Source organism: Bradyrhizobium centrolobii, from assembly GCF_001641635.1.
Lineage (GTDB): Bacteria > Pseudomonadota > Alphaproteobacteria > Rhizobiales > Xanthobacteraceae > Bradyrhizobium > Bradyrhizobium centrolobii.
The window spans coordinates 128,265-143,991 of sequence record NZ_LUUB01000078.1 but is presented as its reverse complement, the minus strand read 5'-3'; the positions used below and the strand labels follow the sequence as shown (position 1 = coordinate 143,991).

At 64.9% G+C, this 15,727-nt stretch carries 15 protein-coding genes; 7 read left to right on the top strand and 8 right to left on the bottom strand.

What is annotated here, in order from left to right; all coding sequences use genetic code 11:
• Positions 1-45: 45 nt before the first annotated feature.
• On the bottom strand, positions 46-1,296 hold the full coding sequence (locus AYJ54_RS25430) for a NupC/NupG family nucleoside CNT transporter (protein WP_063703102.1): 1,251 nt from the start codon (positions 1,294-1,296) through the stop codon (positions 46-48).
• A 133-nt stretch (positions 1,297-1,429) separates the two neighbouring features.
• On the opposite strand from AYJ54_RS25430, the gene AYJ54_RS25425 reads away from it, so the two are divergent.
• The gene (locus tag AYJ54_RS25425; protein ID WP_063703100.1) at positions 1,430-2,692 is read left to right on the top strand and encodes an MFS transporter; all 1,263 of its coding nucleotides are present in this window, start codon (positions 1,430-1,432) and stop codon (positions 2,690-2,692) included.
• A 277-nt stretch (positions 2,693-2,969) separates the two neighbouring features.
• Here AYJ54_RS25425 and AYJ54_RS25420 read toward each other — a convergent pair whose 3' ends face one another.
• The 5 genes from AYJ54_RS25420 to AYJ54_RS25400 all read right to left on the bottom strand — a co-directional run bounded on the left by AYJ54_RS25420 (position 2,970) and on the right by AYJ54_RS25400 (position 8,102).
• Positions 2,970-3,728, bottom strand: a complete 759-nt coding sequence (locus AYJ54_RS25420; protein ID WP_063703098.1) for an SDR family oxidoreductase — start codon at positions 3,726-3,728, stop codon at positions 2,970-2,972.
• 26 nt (positions 3,729-3,754) lie between these two features.
• The gene (locus AYJ54_RS25415; protein WP_063703097.1) at positions 3,755-4,513 is read right to left on the bottom strand and encodes a proteasome-type protease; all 759 of its coding nucleotides are present in this window, start codon (positions 4,511-4,513) and stop codon (positions 3,755-3,757) included.
• 269 nt (positions 4,514-4,782) lie between these two features.
• Complete coding sequence (locus AYJ54_RS25410; RefSeq protein WP_063703095.1) at positions 4,783-5,625, bottom strand: transglutaminase family protein; 843 nt, start codon at positions 5,623-5,625, stop codon at positions 4,783-4,785.
• Positions 5,626-5,734: 109 nt separating this feature from the next.
• On the bottom strand, positions 5,735-6,679 hold the full coding sequence (locus AYJ54_RS25405; protein ID WP_063703093.1) for an alpha-E domain-containing protein: 945 nt from the start codon (positions 6,677-6,679) through the stop codon (positions 5,735-5,737).
• Between the two features lie 4 nt (positions 6,680-6,683).
• On the bottom strand, positions 6,684-8,102 hold the full coding sequence (locus tag AYJ54_RS25400) for a circularly permuted type 2 ATP-grasp protein (RefSeq protein ID WP_063703092.1): 1,419 nt from the start codon (positions 8,100-8,102) through the stop codon (positions 6,684-6,686).
• 226 nt (positions 8,103-8,328) lie between these two features.
• Between AYJ54_RS25400 and AYJ54_RS25395 the strand changes: the two genes are divergently transcribed.
• The 3 genes from AYJ54_RS25395 to AYJ54_RS25385 all read left to right on the top strand — a co-directional run bounded on the left by AYJ54_RS25395 (position 8,329) and on the right by AYJ54_RS25385 (position 10,398).
• A complete protein-coding gene (locus tag AYJ54_RS25395) occupies positions 8,329-9,066 on the top strand; it encodes a competence/damage-inducible protein A (RefSeq protein ID WP_063703091.1) in 738 nt (245 codons plus the stop codon).
• A 37-nt stretch (positions 9,067-9,103) separates the two neighbouring features.
• On the top strand, positions 9,104-9,631 hold the full coding sequence (gpt, locus tag AYJ54_RS25390; RefSeq protein ID WP_063703375.1) for a xanthine phosphoribosyltransferase: 528 nt from the start codon (positions 9,104-9,106) through the stop codon (positions 9,629-9,631).
• 110 nt (positions 9,632-9,741) lie between these two features.
• Entirely contained in the window at positions 9,742-10,398 is a 657-nt protein-coding gene (locus tag AYJ54_RS25385) for a hypothetical protein (protein WP_063703089.1), read from the top strand.
• 5 nt (positions 10,399-10,403) lie between these two features.
• Here the strand turns inward: AYJ54_RS25385 and AYJ54_RS25380 are convergent, their stop codons facing one another.
• Both AYJ54_RS25380 and AYJ54_RS25375 read right to left on the bottom strand, forming a co-directional pair.
• The gene (locus AYJ54_RS25380; RefSeq protein ID WP_063703373.1) at positions 10,404-10,637 is read right to left on the bottom strand and encodes a hypothetical protein; all 234 of its coding nucleotides are present in this window, start codon (positions 10,635-10,637) and stop codon (positions 10,404-10,406) included.
• Positions 10,637-11,659, bottom strand: a complete 1,023-nt coding sequence (locus AYJ54_RS25375; protein WP_063703087.1) for a methionine synthase — start codon at positions 11,657-11,659, stop codon at positions 10,637-10,639. The genes AYJ54_RS25380 and AYJ54_RS25375 overlap by 1 nt, the downstream gene beginning before the upstream one ends.
• Positions 11,660-11,951: 292 nt before the next feature.
• On the opposite strand from AYJ54_RS25375, the gene AYJ54_RS25370 reads away from it, so the two are divergent.
• The 3 genes from AYJ54_RS25370 to AYJ54_RS25360 all read left to right on the top strand — a co-directional run bounded on the left by AYJ54_RS25370 (position 11,952) and on the right by AYJ54_RS25360 (position 15,691).
• Complete coding sequence (locus AYJ54_RS25370) at positions 11,952-12,557, top strand: 2-hydroxychromene-2-carboxylate isomerase (RefSeq protein WP_063703085.1); 606 nt, start codon at positions 11,952-11,954, stop codon at positions 12,555-12,557.
• The gene (locus tag AYJ54_RS25365) at positions 12,557-13,534 is read left to right on the top strand and encodes an NADPH:quinone oxidoreductase family protein (RefSeq protein ID WP_063703084.1); all 978 of its coding nucleotides are present in this window, start codon (positions 12,557-12,559) and stop codon (positions 13,532-13,534) included. Before AYJ54_RS25370 ends, AYJ54_RS25365 begins: the two co-directional genes overlap by 1 nt.
• 111 nt (positions 13,535-13,645) lie before the next feature.
• Positions 13,646-15,691, top strand: coding sequence for a methyl-accepting chemotaxis protein (locus AYJ54_RS25360; RefSeq protein ID WP_063703082.1), 2,046 nt, complete (start codon positions 13,646-13,648; stop codon positions 15,689-15,691).
• Positions 15,692-15,727: the final 36 nt, after the last annotated feature.

Here is a 15,727-nt window from a genome sequence, read left to right as displayed (position 1 = left end):
GGGCTCGCGACTTCGTCGCGCCCCGGAATGACCGGCGGAGAAAGCCTACGTCAGCACCCCCACGATCGCCCCCATCAAACATGTCGTCAGCGTCCCTGACACGATCGACTTCAGCCCGAGCGCATTGATCTCCTCGCGCCGCTCCGGCGCCATCACGCCGAGGCCGCCGATCATGATGCCGAGGCTCGCGAAATTGGCGAAGCCGCACATCGCGTAGAGCATGATCAGGCGCGAGCGCGGGTCGAGCGCGTCCGGCGCGAGCTTGGACAGATCGACATAGGCGATCAATTCGTTGAGCACGGTCTTGGTGCCCATCAGGCTGCCGGCCGTGACCGCCTGATCCCAGGGCAGGCCCATCAGCCAGCACACCGGCGCCATCACGAGGCCGAGCAGACGCTGCAGCGAGATCGAAGCGCCGCCAATGTTCGGCAGCAGGCCGAGGAGGGCGTTGACGAGATAGACCAGCGCCACCAGCACCAGCAGCATGGCGACGATGTTGAGCAGCAGCTCGAGGCCGGCGCTCGTGCCTTTCACGATGGCATCCATCGTGCTGGAGACTTCCAACTCGGGATCCTCCAGCGTGCCGCCGGTGCGCACGCTGCTGGTCTCCGGCACCATGATCAGGCTGACGAGAATGGCGCCCGGCGCTCCCAGCACCGAGGCGATGACGAAATGCGCCGCCGCATCGGGAATGAGCGGCGCCAGCAGGGTCGCATAGAGCACGAGCACCGTGCCGGCGATGCCGGCCATGCCGCCGGTCATCACCAGGAACAATTCGCTGCGCGTCATCTGCTTCAGATACGGCCGCACGAACAGCGGCGCCTCGACCATGCCGAGGAAGATGTTGGCGGCGGTCGACAACCCGACCGCGCCGCCGACGCCGAGCGTGCGTTCGAGCAGCCAGGCCATGCCGCGCACGATCGGCGGCAGCACCCGCCAATAGAACAGCAGCGTGGTCAGCACGCTCATGACCAGCACGATCGGCAGCGCCTGGAAGGCGAGGATGAAATCGGCTCCGGGCACCTTCACGTCGAAGGGCGGGGCGCCGCCGCCGACATAGCCGAACACGAAGGACGAGCCGGCGCGCGAGGCCGATGAGATCGCGCCGACCGCGTCATTGATGGCGCCGAAGGCATGCGCGACGACCGGCAGCTTCAACAGCACGATCGCGGTGACGAAGGTGACGACGAGCCCGATCGCCGCCTGGCGCAGCGAGACCGCGCGACGGTTTTCGCCGAGCGCCCAGGCGATCAGCAGCAATGCGAAAATGCCGAGTGCCGATTGCAGCCGCAGCATGATGTCCCCAAACCCCCAATGATTATGGCAGCGCGTGCGTTGCAAAGGCAATGCCGGGAGGCCGCCGGAGCCTTCCGCTGTTGACAAGCTCGTCTGCGTCAGCCACGCGAGTCCTCATCAACATCACGCGGGAATGGTCCAGAAGGTGAGCCGGGAGGTGAGCGACGAGCGGGCGGTGCCAGCCAATCCGCCGGTCAGCGCTGGAGCGCTCCTCTCCCATCCCGCCTTCCTGTTCTTCCTGCTCTCGCGCAGCCTGTCGCGCTTTTCCAGCCAGATCGCGGCAGTCGCGATCGGCTGGCAGATCTACGATCTCACCGGTTCGGCCTTCGACCTGGGCATGGTCGGGCTCGTGCAGTTCCTGCCCACCGCGCTTCTGGTGTTCGTCGCCGGCCATGCCGCCGACCGCTTTGAACGCAAACGCGTCGTCCAGCTCTGCCAGCTCGTGGAAGCGGCGACCGCGCTCTACCTCGCCGTTATCACCTATCTCGGCGCGGTCGGCGAGGTGCAGATCTTCGTCGCGACCTTCGTGCTCGGCATCGCCGGCGCCTTCGAAAGCCCGACCACCGCGGCGCTGCTGCCGCTGATCGCGCCGCAGGGATCGCTCCAGCGTGCGACCGCGATCTCGAGCGGCGCGGCGCAGGTTGCCACCATCACGGGGCCGGCGCTCGGCGGCCTTGCCTATGCCATCGCGCCGCATCTCGCCTATGCCGTGATGGTGCTGTTCTGGATTCTCGGGATGATCCTGACCGGCTTCATCCAGCCGCGCCCCCAGGCGGTCGCCAAGGATACGAGCGCGGACAACATCTTTGCCGGCGTCCGCTTCATCCGCAGCAATCCGGCGATCCTCGGCACCATCTCGCTCGACCTGTTCGCCGTTCTGTTCGGCGGCGTCACCGCGCTATTGCCGATCTATGCCCGCGACATCCTCCAGACCGGTCCGGTGGGGCTTGGCGTGCTGCGGGCGGCGCCGGCGGTCGGCGCGCTGCTGATGACCATGGTGCTGGCGCGGCACGCGATCTCGCGGCATGTCGGCATGCGCATGTTCCAGGCCGTGATCATGTTCGGCATCGCCACCGTGGTGTTCGCGCTGTCGTCCTGGATGTGGCTGTCGGTGCTGTCGCTCGCTGTTCTCGGCGCTGCCGACACGGTCAGCGTCGTGATCCGCTTCTCGCTGGTGCAGCTGGCGACACCCGACGAGATGCGCGGCCGCGTCGGCGCGGTGAACTTCCTGTTCATCAACGCCTCGAACCAGCTCGGCCAGTTCGAGAGCGGGCTCACGGCCGCACTGTTCGGCGCCATGCCGGCCGCCGTGCTCGGCGGCGTCTGCACCATCGCGGTGGCGCTGTTGTGGATGAAGCTGTTTCCGAGCCTGCGGCAGGTGGAGCGGCTGGAGTAGGGGGTGAGGAGCGAAGGCTCTCTCATCCGTCATTGCGAGCGCAGCGAAGCAATCCAGAGTCTTTAGGCGGCGACAGTCTGGATTGCTTCGCTGCGCTCGCAATGACGATTGTGGAGGTGGCGCGTGGGTTTACTTCGCCTCACCCCGCTCGCCGGCAGCAGTCGGAACCCCGCATCACCTACTGTGCATGGGGTTGTTTTTCAGTTTTTTGAGTGAGGCGCAGATTTTGGGTGCCTGTCCTCTCCCCGTAAGGAACGGGGAGAGGGTGAGGAGAGAACTAGCCCCGTCCCACGAACGGCATCTTGCTCGCCATTACCGTCATGAACAGCACGTTGGCATCGAGCGGGAGACCGGCCATGTAGGCGACGGCATCGCCGACTGCCTTCGCGTCCATCCGTGGCTCGTGCTTCATCGTGCCGTCGGGCTGCATCACGCCCGGGCCGGCGACCATGCGGTCGGTCATGGGCGTTGCGGCGTTGCCGATGTCGACCTGGCCGACCGCGATGTCATAGGCGCGGCCGTCGAGATTGGAGGCCTTGGTCAGGCCCGTGATGGCGTGCTTGGTCGAGGTATAGGCCGCCGAGAACGGCCGCGGCGCGTGCGCCGAGATCGAGCCGTTGTTGATGATGCGGCCGCCGCGCGGGGTCTGGTCCTTCATGATGCGGAAGGCGTGCTGGGTGCACAGGAACGGGCCGGTGAGGTTGGTGTTCACCACCGCCTGCCACTGTTCGAGGCTCAGATCCTCGAAATTGACGGGCGGCGCGCCCATGCCGGCATTGTTGAAGAGCACGTCCAGGCGACCATAGGTGTCCGTCACCTTGGCGAACAGCGCGGCGATCGAGGCCGGATCAGTCATGTCGGCGGAGACACAGAGGCTCTTGCCCGCAGGGCCGAGCTTTGCGGTCTCCTCGAGCTTGTCGAGCCGGCGTCCGGCGAGCACCACGGTGAAGCCGGCGTCCATCAGCGCCAGCGCCGCCGCGCGTCCGACACCGGTGCCGGCGCCCGTCACCACTGCGATCTTTTTTGCTTCGCTCATCGTTTCCTGCCTTTTCTCTTAAGCTGTCAGGTTTTGGGTTCTTTTTCGTTCTTGTAGGGCGGGCGCGGGATGTTCTGGTGCGCCGCGCGCAATGCCGCCGACCAGCGCGAGCGCAGGTCGTGGAAATAGGGCTCACCCGCCTCGATGCGGTGATTGAGATCGGCATCGCAGGCATCCGAGCGGACCACCAGCACGTCGATCGGCAGGCCGACGCCGAGATTGGAGCGCATGGTCGAGTCCATCGAGATCAGGCCGGTCTTCAGCGCTTCATAGAGCTCGACGTCGTAATGCATGGCGCGGTCGAGCACCGGCTTGCCGTATTTGTGTTCGCCGATCTGCAAGTACGGCGTGTCGGTGGTGCATTCGATGAAATTGCCGGCGGTGTAGACCATGAACAGCCGCATGCGCGCGCCCTTGATCTGGCCACCGAACAGGAAGGACACGTCGAACGAGACGTCTTCGGATTTCAGCGCCGGTCCTTCCGTGGCGTGCACCGCGCGGATCGCCCGCCCGATGCGCTGGGCGGCCTGGAACATGGTCGGCGCGTTCATCAGCGTCTCGACCTCGCCCGTGTTGGGGTCTTCCAGGCCTTCGGTGAGGGTCGACAGCACCGACTGGCTGATGGCGAGGTTGCCCGCGCTCGCAATCGCCATGATGCGCTCGCCGGGCTTGGAGAAGATGTGGAGCTTGCGGAACGTCGAGACGTTGTCGAGGCCGGCATTGGTGCGGGTGTCGGCGATCATGACGAGCCCGTCCCGAACCAGGATTCCGCAACAATAGGTCATTTCCAGTCCCCGAGCGCGAGCGTTTGCGCGGAATTACTAGCCAATTTCAAAGGCTGCTCCAACCCCAATTCCCGCGAGGGCCGGGTTGAAACCTTGCCGTAGGGGCGGCCGTGCAGGACTGCGAGGCGTCGGATTTCAGGAACTGCGAATCTTGGTCGTCATTCCGGGGCGCGACGAAGTCGCGAGCCCGGAATCCATTTCACCTCCGACGCAGCGGCCCGATGGATTCCGGGTTCGCGCTGGCGCGCGCCCCGGAATGACAAGCAAGCCTATCCCTGCCATTGCGATTGCGACTGGCCGCTGCGGCCGGCCTGGTCGACCTTCACCGCCACCGTCAGCGTCTCGATGCCGCCGCCATAACGGGTGCCGCGCACCGGCGCCGCGCCAAGATAATCGAGACCGATCGCGACGCGGACGTGCGCATCGGTCGAGCAGATGCAGTTGGCAGGATCGAAGCCGACCCAGCCAAGGTCCGGCACGAAGGCTTCCGCCCAGGCGTGCCCCGCGTTCTGATGGACGGTGCCGTCGGAGCGCAGGAAGTGGCCGGAGACGAAGCGCGCCGGCACGCCGCCGGTGCGGGCGCAGGCGATGAAGATATGCGCATAGTCCTGGCAGACGCCGCGCTTGAGCGTGAACGCCTCCGCCGCCGAGGTGCCGCTGTTGGTCGGGTCCTCGTCGAAGGTCATGTGCTCGCTGATCTGCGTCATCAGCGTGTGCAGGAAGCCTAGCGTGTCGCTCTCGGCCTCCGCGCGCAACTGGCGGGCAACCGCCGTCATCGCCGGATTGACCCCGGTGAGCTCAGTCGTACGCAGGAACATGCCCGGCGGAAAGCGCTCGTCGGCGCCGCGCAGCACGCCGCCGGTGTCGTGGGTCTCGATCAGGCCCTCGGCGGTGACCTTGATGTCGCCGACGGGTCCGCAGGACAGCACCTGGGTGAGGTTGCCGAACGCGTCCTCATGGGTGTCGAGCTTGGTGTCGGTCGAGACGTCGATCTGCCATTCCGCCACATATTGCCCGTCATGGCTGCCGGGCGTCATGCGCAGGATCTGGATCACGCTGGTGGCCGGCGGCTCGTAGCGATAGGTCGTGGTGTGCAGGATTCGCAGGCGCATGGTGGACCAGTTGTTCTTGCGTGGTCATTCCGGGGCGGTGCGCAGCACCGAACCCGGAATGACGAGATTCCGGGTTCGCCCTGCGGGCGCCCCGGAATGACAGCATGTATCAGATCAAATACTGCTTCGTGATGATTTCGCCCAGCCTGGAATTATCAGCGATGAATTCCTGAATGAATTCATGCACGCCATGCTGGAAAATGTCGTTCATGTTCGAGTGTTCCAGCCGGTTGCGGATGCCGCGGGCGTGGCGCTGGGCCGGGCCCTGGCGGCCATAGGCGACGCCGATCTGGTCGAGGTTGCGTACGAGATTGCCGTAGCAGCTGGCAAGCGAGCGCGGCAGCGTGTCGTTGAGGATGAGCAGGTCCGCGATCAGCCAGGGTTTCAGCGTCTCGCGGTAGACCCAGTGATAGGCGGTCAGCGCCGAGACCGAGCGCAGGATCGAGCTCCACTGGTAGAAATCGAGCGGACCGCCGACATGCTCCTCATCGGGCAGCAGCACGTGATACTTCACGTCGAGAATGCGCGCGGTGTTGTCGGCGCGTTCGAGATGCACGCCCATCCGCGAGAACCAGTAGGCGTCATTGCGCAGCATGGTGCGGTAGGCCGAGCCGTCGAAGCGCAGCGAGGTTTCCTGCACGAAGCGCAGGAATTTGGCCAGATCCTCGCGGGTGGAAGTGCCCTTGCTCCAGACCGCCTGGAGCTCGATCCAGGCGGAGTTGATGGTGTCCCACATCTCGCTCGTGAGCGCGGTGCGCACCGAGCGTGAGTTCAGCCGCGCCGCTTCGATGCAGTTCCTGATCGAGGACGGATTGTCCGTCGAGAAGGAGAGATAGTCGACGACGTTGGTCTCGTTGGCTTCCTGATACTGCTGGTAGAAGCTTGCGGCGACGCCGGCAGTGAGCAGCGCCGAGTCCCATTCATTGGTCTTGCCGACATAGGCCGCCGGCAAGGCGGTGACGCGCAGCGTCGCATCGATGGTGCGCGCGAGATACTCGGCCCGTTCGACATAGCGGGCAAGCCAGTAGAGGTTTTCGGCGGTACGCGACAGCATCTCTCTACTCGTCCAGAATCCAGGTGTCTTTGGTGCCGCCGCCCTGGCTCGAATTCACCACCAGCGAGCCTTCCTTCAGCGCGACGCGGGTGAGGCCGCCGGGCACGATGGTGGTGCGCTTGCTGCCGGTGAGCACGAAGGGCCGCAGATCGACATGGCGCGGCGCGAGGCCTGACGCCGTGCAGGTCGGGCAGGTCGAGAGTGCCAGCGTCGGCTGGGCGATGAAGCCCTCCGGCTCGCGCTTGAGCTTCTCGCGGAAGGCTTCGATCGTTGCCTTGGTCGCGGCGGGGCCGATCAGCATGCCGTAGCCGCCGGAGCCGTGAACCTCCTTCACGACGAGGTCGCCGAGATTGTCGAGCACATAGGCGAGGTCCTTCGGCTCGCGGCAGCGCCAGGTTGGTACGTTCTTCAGGATCGGCTCCTCGCCGAGGTAGAATTTCACGATATCCGGCATGTAGGAGTAGATCGCCTTGTCGTCGGCAATCCCGGTGCCGACGGCGTTGGCGAGCGTGATGTTGCCGGCCGCATAGGCCGACATCAGCCCGGGTACGCCGAGCACGGAGTCGGGACGGAAGGTGAGGGGATCGAGGAAATCGTCGTCGACGCGGCGATAGATCACGTCGACCCGCTTCATCCCCTCGGTCGTCCGCATGAACACTTCATTGTTCTTGACGATGAGGTCGCGGCCCTCGACGAGCTCGATGCCGAGCTTGTCGGCCAGGAAAGAGTGCTCGTAATAGGCGGAGTTGTAGACGCCGGGGGTGAGTAGGGCGACCGTCGGCTCACCCGAGGCACTTTGCGGCGCGACCGAGCGCAAGGCCGCCAGCAGTTCGTCCGGATAGCGCTCGACCGGCGCCACCTTGTGCCGGGCGAACAGGTCCGGAAACAGCCGCATCATGATCTCGCGGTTTTCCAGCATGTACGACACGCCCGACGGCGTGCGCGCATTGTCCTCGAGCACGATGAAGTCGTTGGCGTCGACCCGGACGATGTCGATGCCGGCGATATGCACGTAGACGTCGTGCGGCACATGCTGGCCGTTCATCTCGGGACGGAAGACGGGATTCTGGAAGATCAGATCGTCGGGCACGACTTCGGCGCGCAGGATGTCGCGGCCGTGATAGATGTCGCGCAGGAACATGTTGAGCGCGCGTACGCGCTGCTTGAGGCCCCGCTCCAGCAGCGCCCATTCCTTGCCCGACATGATGCGGGGGATCACATCGAAGGGGATCAGGCGCTCGGTGGACTCGGCCTCGCCATAGACTGCGAAGGTGATGCCGATCCGGCGGAACAGGAGCTCGGCCTCCTGGCGGCGATATTCGAGCGCCTCGGGAGGCGTCTCCTTGAGCCAGCGTGCCAGCTCCTGATAGGCGGGGCGAAGCTCCCCGCCGGGAATATTCATTTCATCAAACGCGACTGCCATAGATCCCGACTGTTCTCCCTGGCCATGCTCGAGAGAGTGCATGACTTCCCGGGGTGGTAGCAAGGGCCGGGCCAGCGCGATAAGGATGGACTGACGGCATTTGTCGGGGATGGCCGGCAGGCTGCCTGAAAAAATGGCTGAGGACTGCTTATTTCGGCAGCAAAACCGCGTGACTTCAACGCGTTACCTCGGCAAAGTCGGCGCGACAGGTGAGGGACTTAAAGTTATGAGCGAGATCGTCACGGCGGGCATTCTGGTCATCGGGGATGAAATCCTGTCCGGCCGGACCAAGGACAAGAACATCGGCTTCATCGCCGAATACCTGACCAATATCGGCATCGACCTGAAGGAAGTCCGGGTCGTCGCTGACGACGAGGACGACATCATCGCCGCGTTGAATGCACTGCGGCAACGCTACACCTACGTCTTCACCACCGGCGGCATCGGGCCGACCCATGACGACATCACTGCCGACAGCGTGGCCAAGGCGTTCGGCGTCGGCATCGACCACCATCCGGAGGTGGTCGCGCGTTTCCGCGAGCGCTGGAGCGGGCAGGACCTCAACGAGGCCCGCCTGCGCATGGCGCGCATCCCCGACGGCGCCGAGCTGATCCAGAGCGCGACCATCCTCGCCCCCGGCTTCAAGATCGGTAATGTCATCGTGATGGCCGGCGTGCCGTCGATCATGCAGGCGATGATGGACATCGTCTCGCCCAAGCTGAAATCCGGCGTGCGCATGCTCTCCGAATCGGTCCGCGCCAATGCGCGAGAGGGCGACATCGGCAGCCCGCTGCGGGCGATCGCCACCGCCCATCCCGACACCATCATCGGCAGCTATCCGTTCATGGACGAGGAGCAGAAGCCGAACACCAATCTGGTGGTGCGCTCGCGCGATCCGGAGAAGCTTTCGGCGGCGATGGCCGCGGTGAAGGAAATGCTGGCGGGATTGAACATCACCCGCTAGCACGAGACTGCCGGACGACGAATGGCAGGAGACGATGATGGCTGGTGAAGCACCGGAACCGAGTGCGCAGGAGCGAGCGGGCAAGGCCTTTCCGGTCTCGTGGGACCAGTTCCACCGGGATTGCCGGGCGCTGACCTGGCGGCTCAACGAGGTCGGCCCGTTCCACGCGGTGATCGCGATCACCCGCGGCGGCCTGGTGCCGGCTGCGATCGTGGCGCGCGAGCTGGGGGTACGCGTGATCGATACCGTCTGCATCGCCAGCTACGACCACACCAAGCAGGGCGACCTGCATGTTCTCAAGGGCATTTCCGAAGCGGCGATGAAGCTCGGCGGCGGCACCGGCAAGGGGCTGCTGATCGTCGACGACCTCGTCGACACCGGCAAGACCGGCAAGCTCGTGCGCGAGATGCTGCCCGACGCGCATTTCGCCACGGTCTACGCCAAGCCCAAGGGGCGTCCGCTGGTCGACACCTTCATCACAGAGGTCTCCCAGGACACCTGGATCTTCTTCCCCTGGGACACCGCGCTGTCCTACCACCCGCCGCTCCGCGACGGCGCGGCGTGATGAAAAGTCATTCCGGGGCGGTCCGCAGGACCGAACCCGGAAATATCGAGATTCCGGGTTCGATGCTTCGCATCGCCCCGGAATGACGGCAGTCGAATGGGCGCGCCGCTATGCCCCTGCAGAACCGCGTTACGCCGACCGGCGACATCATCGCCACCCCGCACCGGGGCATGTTCACCGGCAATCGGGGCATCATCCACGATCCCGCGACGAAGACGCTGCTGAAGAAGCGCTGGTCGACGCCGGCCTGGCTGACCTGCACTTGCGAATTCCGCGGCCGTCGCCGCGAGGTGATGGCGACACAAAGCTGGACCGAGCTGTTCTTCCTGGACGAAGCCACGGCGCTCGCCGCCGGACACCGTCCCTGCTTCTATTGCCGCCGCGAGGACGCCAATCGTTTTCGAGCCGCATGGGAGAAAGGCAATCGCGTGCATGATGTCCGCATGCACGACATCGATACGGTGCTGCACCACGAGCGGCTCGATCAAGGCAAGAAGCGGCTGCACGCGCTGCTGATGCCGCTCGACCAGCTTCCTGACGGCGCCATGGTGAGCCAAGGCGAGGAGAGTTTTCTGGTGACGCAGGGCAGGGCGCTGTTGTGGTCGCCGGCGGGTTATATCGCCGAGACGCGCGAGCTCGCAGATGTGCAACTGCTGACCCCGCCATCGACGCTACGTGCTGTGAGTGCTGGCTATGAGGTTACGCTGCATCCCAGCGCACACTGCGCCCTCTCCCCCCTTGCGGGGGAGAGCGGAAGAGGGAGGTAGTGGCGCTACTTCAGCTGCCGCCCTTGCTCGTCCACCGTCATCCGCGCATCGCGTAGCGCCCATTCGCGGATGATCTGACGGCAGCGGGTGAGCTCGGCCTCGCCGGCGCTGCCCGCATCCTTCGACGCGCGCTCCACCATCACCTTGCAGTTGGCGAGCACGGAGCGATCCTCCGCACGCGCCGGGAACGCGACCGCTGCAAGCGCCGCGATGACAAGCGCCGACCGGATCAACGACATCACGCCAGCTTCTCGCGCGCCAGCGCGGCGCCGGCGCCGAGCGTCATCAGCTTGGCTTCCGCGATCTCGCGCCGCATCGGCGCCATGCCGCAATTGGTGGTCGCGATGATGTTGCTCTTGGGCACGAATTTCGACACCGCATCGATCACCTGCACGACGTCTTCCGCCGTCTCGACCGTATCGCTCGCGACATCGATCACGCCGGCCTGCACGATCTTGTTCTTGAGCAGCGCGAGCAGGTCGAGCGGCACCTTCGAATTGCGGCACTCGATCGCAACCTGCTGGATCGAGCTCGCGTCGATCGCCGGAAAGATCTGCTCATACTGCCGCCACTGACTGCCCAGCGTCTCCTTCCAGTCGGTGTTGGCCTTGATGCCGTAGCCGTAACAGATGTGCACGGCGGTGGCGCAGGTGAGGCCCTCCGCGGCGCGCTCCAGCGCTTTGATGCCCCAGTCGTTGACCTCGTCCATGTAGACGTTGAAGGCGGGCTCGTCGAACTGCACGAGATCGACGCCGTCGGCCTGGAGCGCCTTGGCTTCCTCGTTCAGGAGCTCGGCGAACGCAAAGGCCATCTTCACCCGGTCGCCATAGTAGCGGTCGGCAATCGTGTCGATGATGGTCATCGGGCCGGGCAAGGTGAACTTCAGCTTCTTCCTGGTGTGGGTGCGCGCGACGCGCGCCTCGTCCGCATGGACCCGCCCCTTGAGCTGGAGCGGCGCGACCACCTGCGGCACCATCGCCTTGTAGCGATCTTTCCGGATGCCCATCTCGACCTTGTGGGCGAAATCGATGCCGTCGATCTTCTCGAGAAAGCCGTGCACGAAATGCTGCCGGGCCTGCTCGCCCTCGGTGACAATGTCGATGCCGGCGTCCTCCTGGACCTTGACCGCAAGCATCGTCGCATCGCGCTTGGCGCGTGCAAGCTCGTCGCCTTTCGACTTCCACGGCGCCCAGAGCATGTTGGGCTCGGCGAGCCATTCCGGCTTCGGCAAGGAGCCGGCAATCGTGGTTGGAAACAGCATGGCGGCCCTCCCGGCGGGTTGTGTTGCGCCCCTTCCTGCCATGTCTTAACGTCGAGGTACAGAACAACAAAAGTCGCTGAAGCCAGCGATGTCGACAGGGAAGGCGATGATCGATCTCTACTACGCGCCGACGCCGAACGGCTGGAGCCGGCCTCACGTCGTCATTGCGAGCGCAGCGAAGCAATCCAGACCGTCTCCGCGGAAAGATTCTGGATTGCTTCGCTGCGCTCGCAATGACGGGCTATGCGGATAGTGCAGCGGAACAAAACGAACAATACAGCAAGGAAACGCCATGATCGAATTCTTCTTCGACTGTTCCAGCCCCTGGACCTATCTCGCCTTCCACAACATCCAGCCGCTCGCCAAAGAACTCGGTGTCGACATCTCCTGGCGGCCGATCCTGGTCGGCGGCATCTTCAACACGGTCAACCCGAGTGTCTATGCGCAGCGGGAGAAACCGGTTCCGCTGAAGGCGCGCTACATGCTCAAGGACCTCGGCGACTGGGCGCGCTCGGCAGGGCTTTCGATCAAGATGCCGCCGACCGTGTTTCCGGTGAACAGCGTGAAGGCGATGCGCGGCTGCATCTGGCAGGGCAAGGACATGCTGCCGTTCGCGACCGCGGTGTTCGCTGCCTATTGGGGTGAGGACAAGGACATCTCGCAGGATGCGGTGCTCGCCGAGATCTGCAGGAAGGTCGGCATCGACGAGCAGAAGTTCTTCGCCGGCATTTCCGAGCAGGGGATCAAGGACCAGCTCAAGGCCAACACCGAGGAGGTCGTGGCCCGCGGCGGCTTCGGCTCACCGACGATCTTCGTCGGCAAGACCGACATGTATTTCGGCAACGATCGCCTGCCGCTGATCCGCGAGGCGCTTCTGCGCAAGGCGAGTGCGGCCTGATGGTGCGGGCTGTCGTCTGCCGCGCGCTCGGCGCGCCCGAGACGTTGCGGCTGGAGGAGTTTCCGTCGCGACCTCTGAAGCCGGGCGAGGTGCGCGTTGCGATCCGTGCCGCCGGGCTGAACTTTCCGGACGTGCTGATGGCGGCCGGCGAATATCAGCTCAAGCCCGAGCTGCCGTTCACGCCCGGCATGGAAGCCGCCGGTGATGTGACTGAGGTGGGGACGGAGGTGAGCGGCGTTGCCGTCGGCGACAAGGTCATCGTCAAGATGCGCCACGGCGCCTTCACGGACGAAGCGGTGGTGATGCCCGCGCAGCTCACCCCGATGCCGTCCACATTCGACTATGCGGAAGCGGCGACCTATCTCGCCGGTCACGGCACCGCCTATCATGCGCTGATCGATCGCGGCAAGGTCGAGCCGGGCGAAGTGCTGCTGGTGCACGGCGCCGGCGGCGGCGTGGGCCTTGCCGCGGTCGAGATCGGGAAGCTCCTTGGCGCGACGGTGATTGCAACTGCTTCGAGTGATGAGAAGCTTGCGATCGCCAAGGCGCGTGGCGCGGATCATCTCATCCGGTACGACCGCGAGCCGTTTCGCGAAGCGGTCAAGCGTATCACCGACGGCCGCGGCGCTGACGTCGTTTTCGATCCGGTCGGCGGCGAGGTGTTCGAGAACTCGATGCGTTGCATCGCCTGGGGCGCGCGGCTGCTGGTGATCGGCTTCACCGGCGGCATCGGCTCGGCGAAGACCAACCTCCTGCTGATCAAGGGCGCCAGCGTGCTCGGCGTGCGCGCCGGCGAAGCTGCGCGGAAAAATCCGGCGCTGGGCGAGGTGCGCCTGAAGGTACTGCTCGCATGGGCGGAGGAGGGCAAGCTCCGCCCCAACGTCTCGCACCGCCTGCCGCAGGAGGACTACGCGAAAGCAATGCGATTGCTCATCGACCGCAAGGCGATCGGGCGTGTGGCGCTGGTGATGCAGTGATCTGGGATGCCGCATTCGTGAGCAGGCTTCGCCTATCTTTTGCTCACGCGCAAAAAGTGCTTTCTTTACCAGTCATATCCTATCACGAGCTCGCAAACGCGAACTCGATTGATGTTCAAGAACATAAGAATTCTTCATCGGATAGCCTTGGCGGCGCTGCTGCCTCTCGCCACGCTCGCTACGCTCGCACTCTACGAAATCTCCGTCAAATGGTCGGTGCGCTCGGAAATGGCCGACATGCAGCCGGCGGTGGACGCTGTCGGCAAGTTGAGCCGCTTCGTCCATGAGCTCCAGCGCGAGCGCGGCCTATCGCTGACCTTCCTGAGCAGCAAGGGCGCGCAACTTGGCGCCGAGCTCCTGCAGCAGCGTGGGCGCACTGATGCCGAGCGGGCCATGGCACTCGGCGCGCTCGCTGACCTCGGCCACGAAAGGAGCGGCCGACTTGCGTCCGCAAGCCAGGCGGCGACGGAGGGCCTCGGCCGCCTCGATTCGTTGCGGGAGCAGATCGATCACCAGGCCATTGCGCCGGCCGCGGCAGTGGGCCATCTGACCGGTATCGTCGCCCGTGTGATCACCGTGATGTCGGGCATTTCGAAGCTCGCCACCGACGACGATATCTCGCGGTCGATCGCGGCGCATGCCAATCTCGTGGAGGCCAAGGAACGCGCCGGTCTGGAACGTGCCGCCGTGGCCGGCGCGATTGCGGCGAGCCGTTTCGAGCCGCAGGCTTATGCCCGGGCGATCGGTCTTGCAGCGGCGCAGGAGAGCTTTTTCACATCCTTCCGCGCGGTCGCCTCGTCGCAGGCCGGGGAGCTCGTTAATTCGGAGCTGTCGGGACCTGCAATCGACAAGTTCGAGGGCATGCGCAGGGTCGTCGAGAAGGGCGGGCTTGCGGGGGATTTCGGCGGGCTCGACAGCAAGTCATGGTTCGATGCGGCGACGGTTCGAATTGACCTCATGAAGAAGGTCGAGGACGGCCTGGTGACGCAGCTCGCCGGCCTGATGGCGATGAAGGAGGCTGAAGCCACTCTGAGCCTTGTTCTGGTGATCGGCCTGACCCTGCTCGCACTGCTGGCGAGCTCGGTGGCGGTCGCGATGATGGCGCGGAGCATCACGGTGCCGATCGGCCAGCTTTCCGACACCATGACCCGTCTTGCCGGCGGCGAGTTCGACCAGCAGGTCGATGCGATGGATCGGAGCGACGAGATCGGCGCGATGGCGCGCGCCGTTCAATTCTTTAAGGAGAACCTGATCCGCACGGTCGAACTCAGCGCGAGGGAGCGCGAAGCGGCCGCGCAGCGCACGGACCGCGCAACGCGCATCGACGAACTCACCGAGCGCTTTAACATCGACATCGCCGAGGTGATCGAGACGGTCATATCCGCCTCCTCGCAGCTCGAAGCCACAGCGGCCAGAATGAATAAGTCGGCCGGCCAGACCAGCGACGAAGCGGCGAGCGTGGCCGGGGCGACGGAGGTTGCCTCAGCGAACATGCAGACCATCGCTGCGGCGACCGAGGAGCTGTCCAATTCGGTGGCAGAAATCGGACGTCGGGTGACGCAATCGGCGCAGATCGCTCAAAAGGCCGCCGTCGAAAGCCGCCGGACCAACGAGACCGTGCAGGGTCTTTCATCCGCCGCGCAAGCAGTCGGCGACGTGCTCAAGCTGATCAACGAGATCGCGAGGCAGACGAACCTGCTGGCGCTGAACGCGGCGATCGAGGCGGCGCGGGCGGGACAAGCAGGCAGGGGATTTGCGGTCGTTGCCGGCGAGGTGAAGGGTCTCGCTGAACAGACTGCAAAGGCAACTGACGACATTCGCGGGCAGATCGCAGCCATCCAGACGACCTCCGGAGAGTCGGTGACCGCGATCCACGATATCACGGCCACGATCGAGGAGATCAACGAGATTGCCTCGTCGATCGCGGCGGCGGTCGTCCAGCAGGATGCCGCCACGCGGGAGATCGCGCGCAACGTTCAGGAGGCCGCGCGAGGCACCGGCGAAATTTCGGGGAGCATCCGGGGAGTCAAGATCGCATCGAACGAATCCAGCACCGCAGCGAGCGAGGTGTTTGACGCCTCGGAGGAGCTGACGCGCCAGTCGGAGAACATGCGCCAGTTTGTCGAGACGTTCATCCGCGGCATCAAGGCCGCGTAGGTGCGTAGGGTGGGTTGGCGAAGCGTAACCCACCAC

Coding starts and splice junctions, on each gene's coding strand:
- AYJ54_RS25430 (WP_063703102.1), bottom strand. CDS start 1,296: ATGCTGCGGCTGCAATCGGCACTCGGCATTTTCGCATTGCTGCTGATC.
- AYJ54_RS25425 (WP_063703100.1), top strand. CDS start 1,430: ATGGTCCAGAAGGTGAGCCGGGAGGTGAGCGACGAGCGGGCGGTGCCA.
- AYJ54_RS25420 (WP_063703098.1), bottom strand. CDS start 3,728: ATGAGCGAAGCAAAAAAGATCGCAGTGGTGACGGGCGCCGGCACCGGT.
- AYJ54_RS25415 (WP_063703097.1), bottom strand. CDS start 4,513: ATGACCTATTGTTGCGGAATCCTGGTTCGGGACGGGCTCGTCATGATC.
- AYJ54_RS25410 (WP_063703095.1), bottom strand. CDS start 5,625: ATGCGCCTGCGAATCCTGCACACCACGACCTATCGCTACGAGCCGCCG.
- AYJ54_RS25405 (WP_063703093.1), bottom strand. CDS start 6,679: ATGCTGTCGCGTACCGCCGAAAACCTCTACTGGCTTGCCCGCTATGTC.
- AYJ54_RS25400 (WP_063703092.1), bottom strand. CDS start 8,102: ATGGCAGTCGCGTTTGATGAAATGAATATTCCCGGCGGGGAGCTTCGC.
- AYJ54_RS25395 (WP_063703091.1), top strand. CDS start 8,329: ATGAGCGAGATCGTCACGGCGGGCATTCTGGTCATCGGGGATGAAATC.
- gpt (WP_063703375.1), top strand. CDS start 9,104: ATGGCTGGTGAAGCACCGGAACCGAGTGCGCAGGAGCGAGCGGGCAAG.
- AYJ54_RS25385 (WP_063703089.1), top strand. CDS start 9,742: ATGCCCCTGCAGAACCGCGTTACGCCGACCGGCGACATCATCGCCACC.
- AYJ54_RS25380 (WP_063703373.1), bottom strand. CDS start 10,637: ATGTCGTTGATCCGGTCGGCGCTTGTCATCGCGGCGCTTGCAGCGGTC.
- AYJ54_RS25375 (WP_063703087.1), bottom strand. CDS start 11,659: ATGCTGTTTCCAACCACGATTGCCGGCTCCTTGCCGAAGCCGGAATGG.
- AYJ54_RS25370 (WP_063703085.1), top strand. CDS start 11,952: ATGATCGAATTCTTCTTCGACTGTTCCAGCCCCTGGACCTATCTCGCC.
- AYJ54_RS25365 (WP_063703084.1), top strand. CDS start 12,557: ATGGTGCGGGCTGTCGTCTGCCGCGCGCTCGGCGCGCCCGAGACGTTG.
- AYJ54_RS25360 (WP_063703082.1), top strand. CDS start 13,646: ATGTTCAAGAACATAAGAATTCTTCATCGGATAGCCTTGGCGGCGCTG.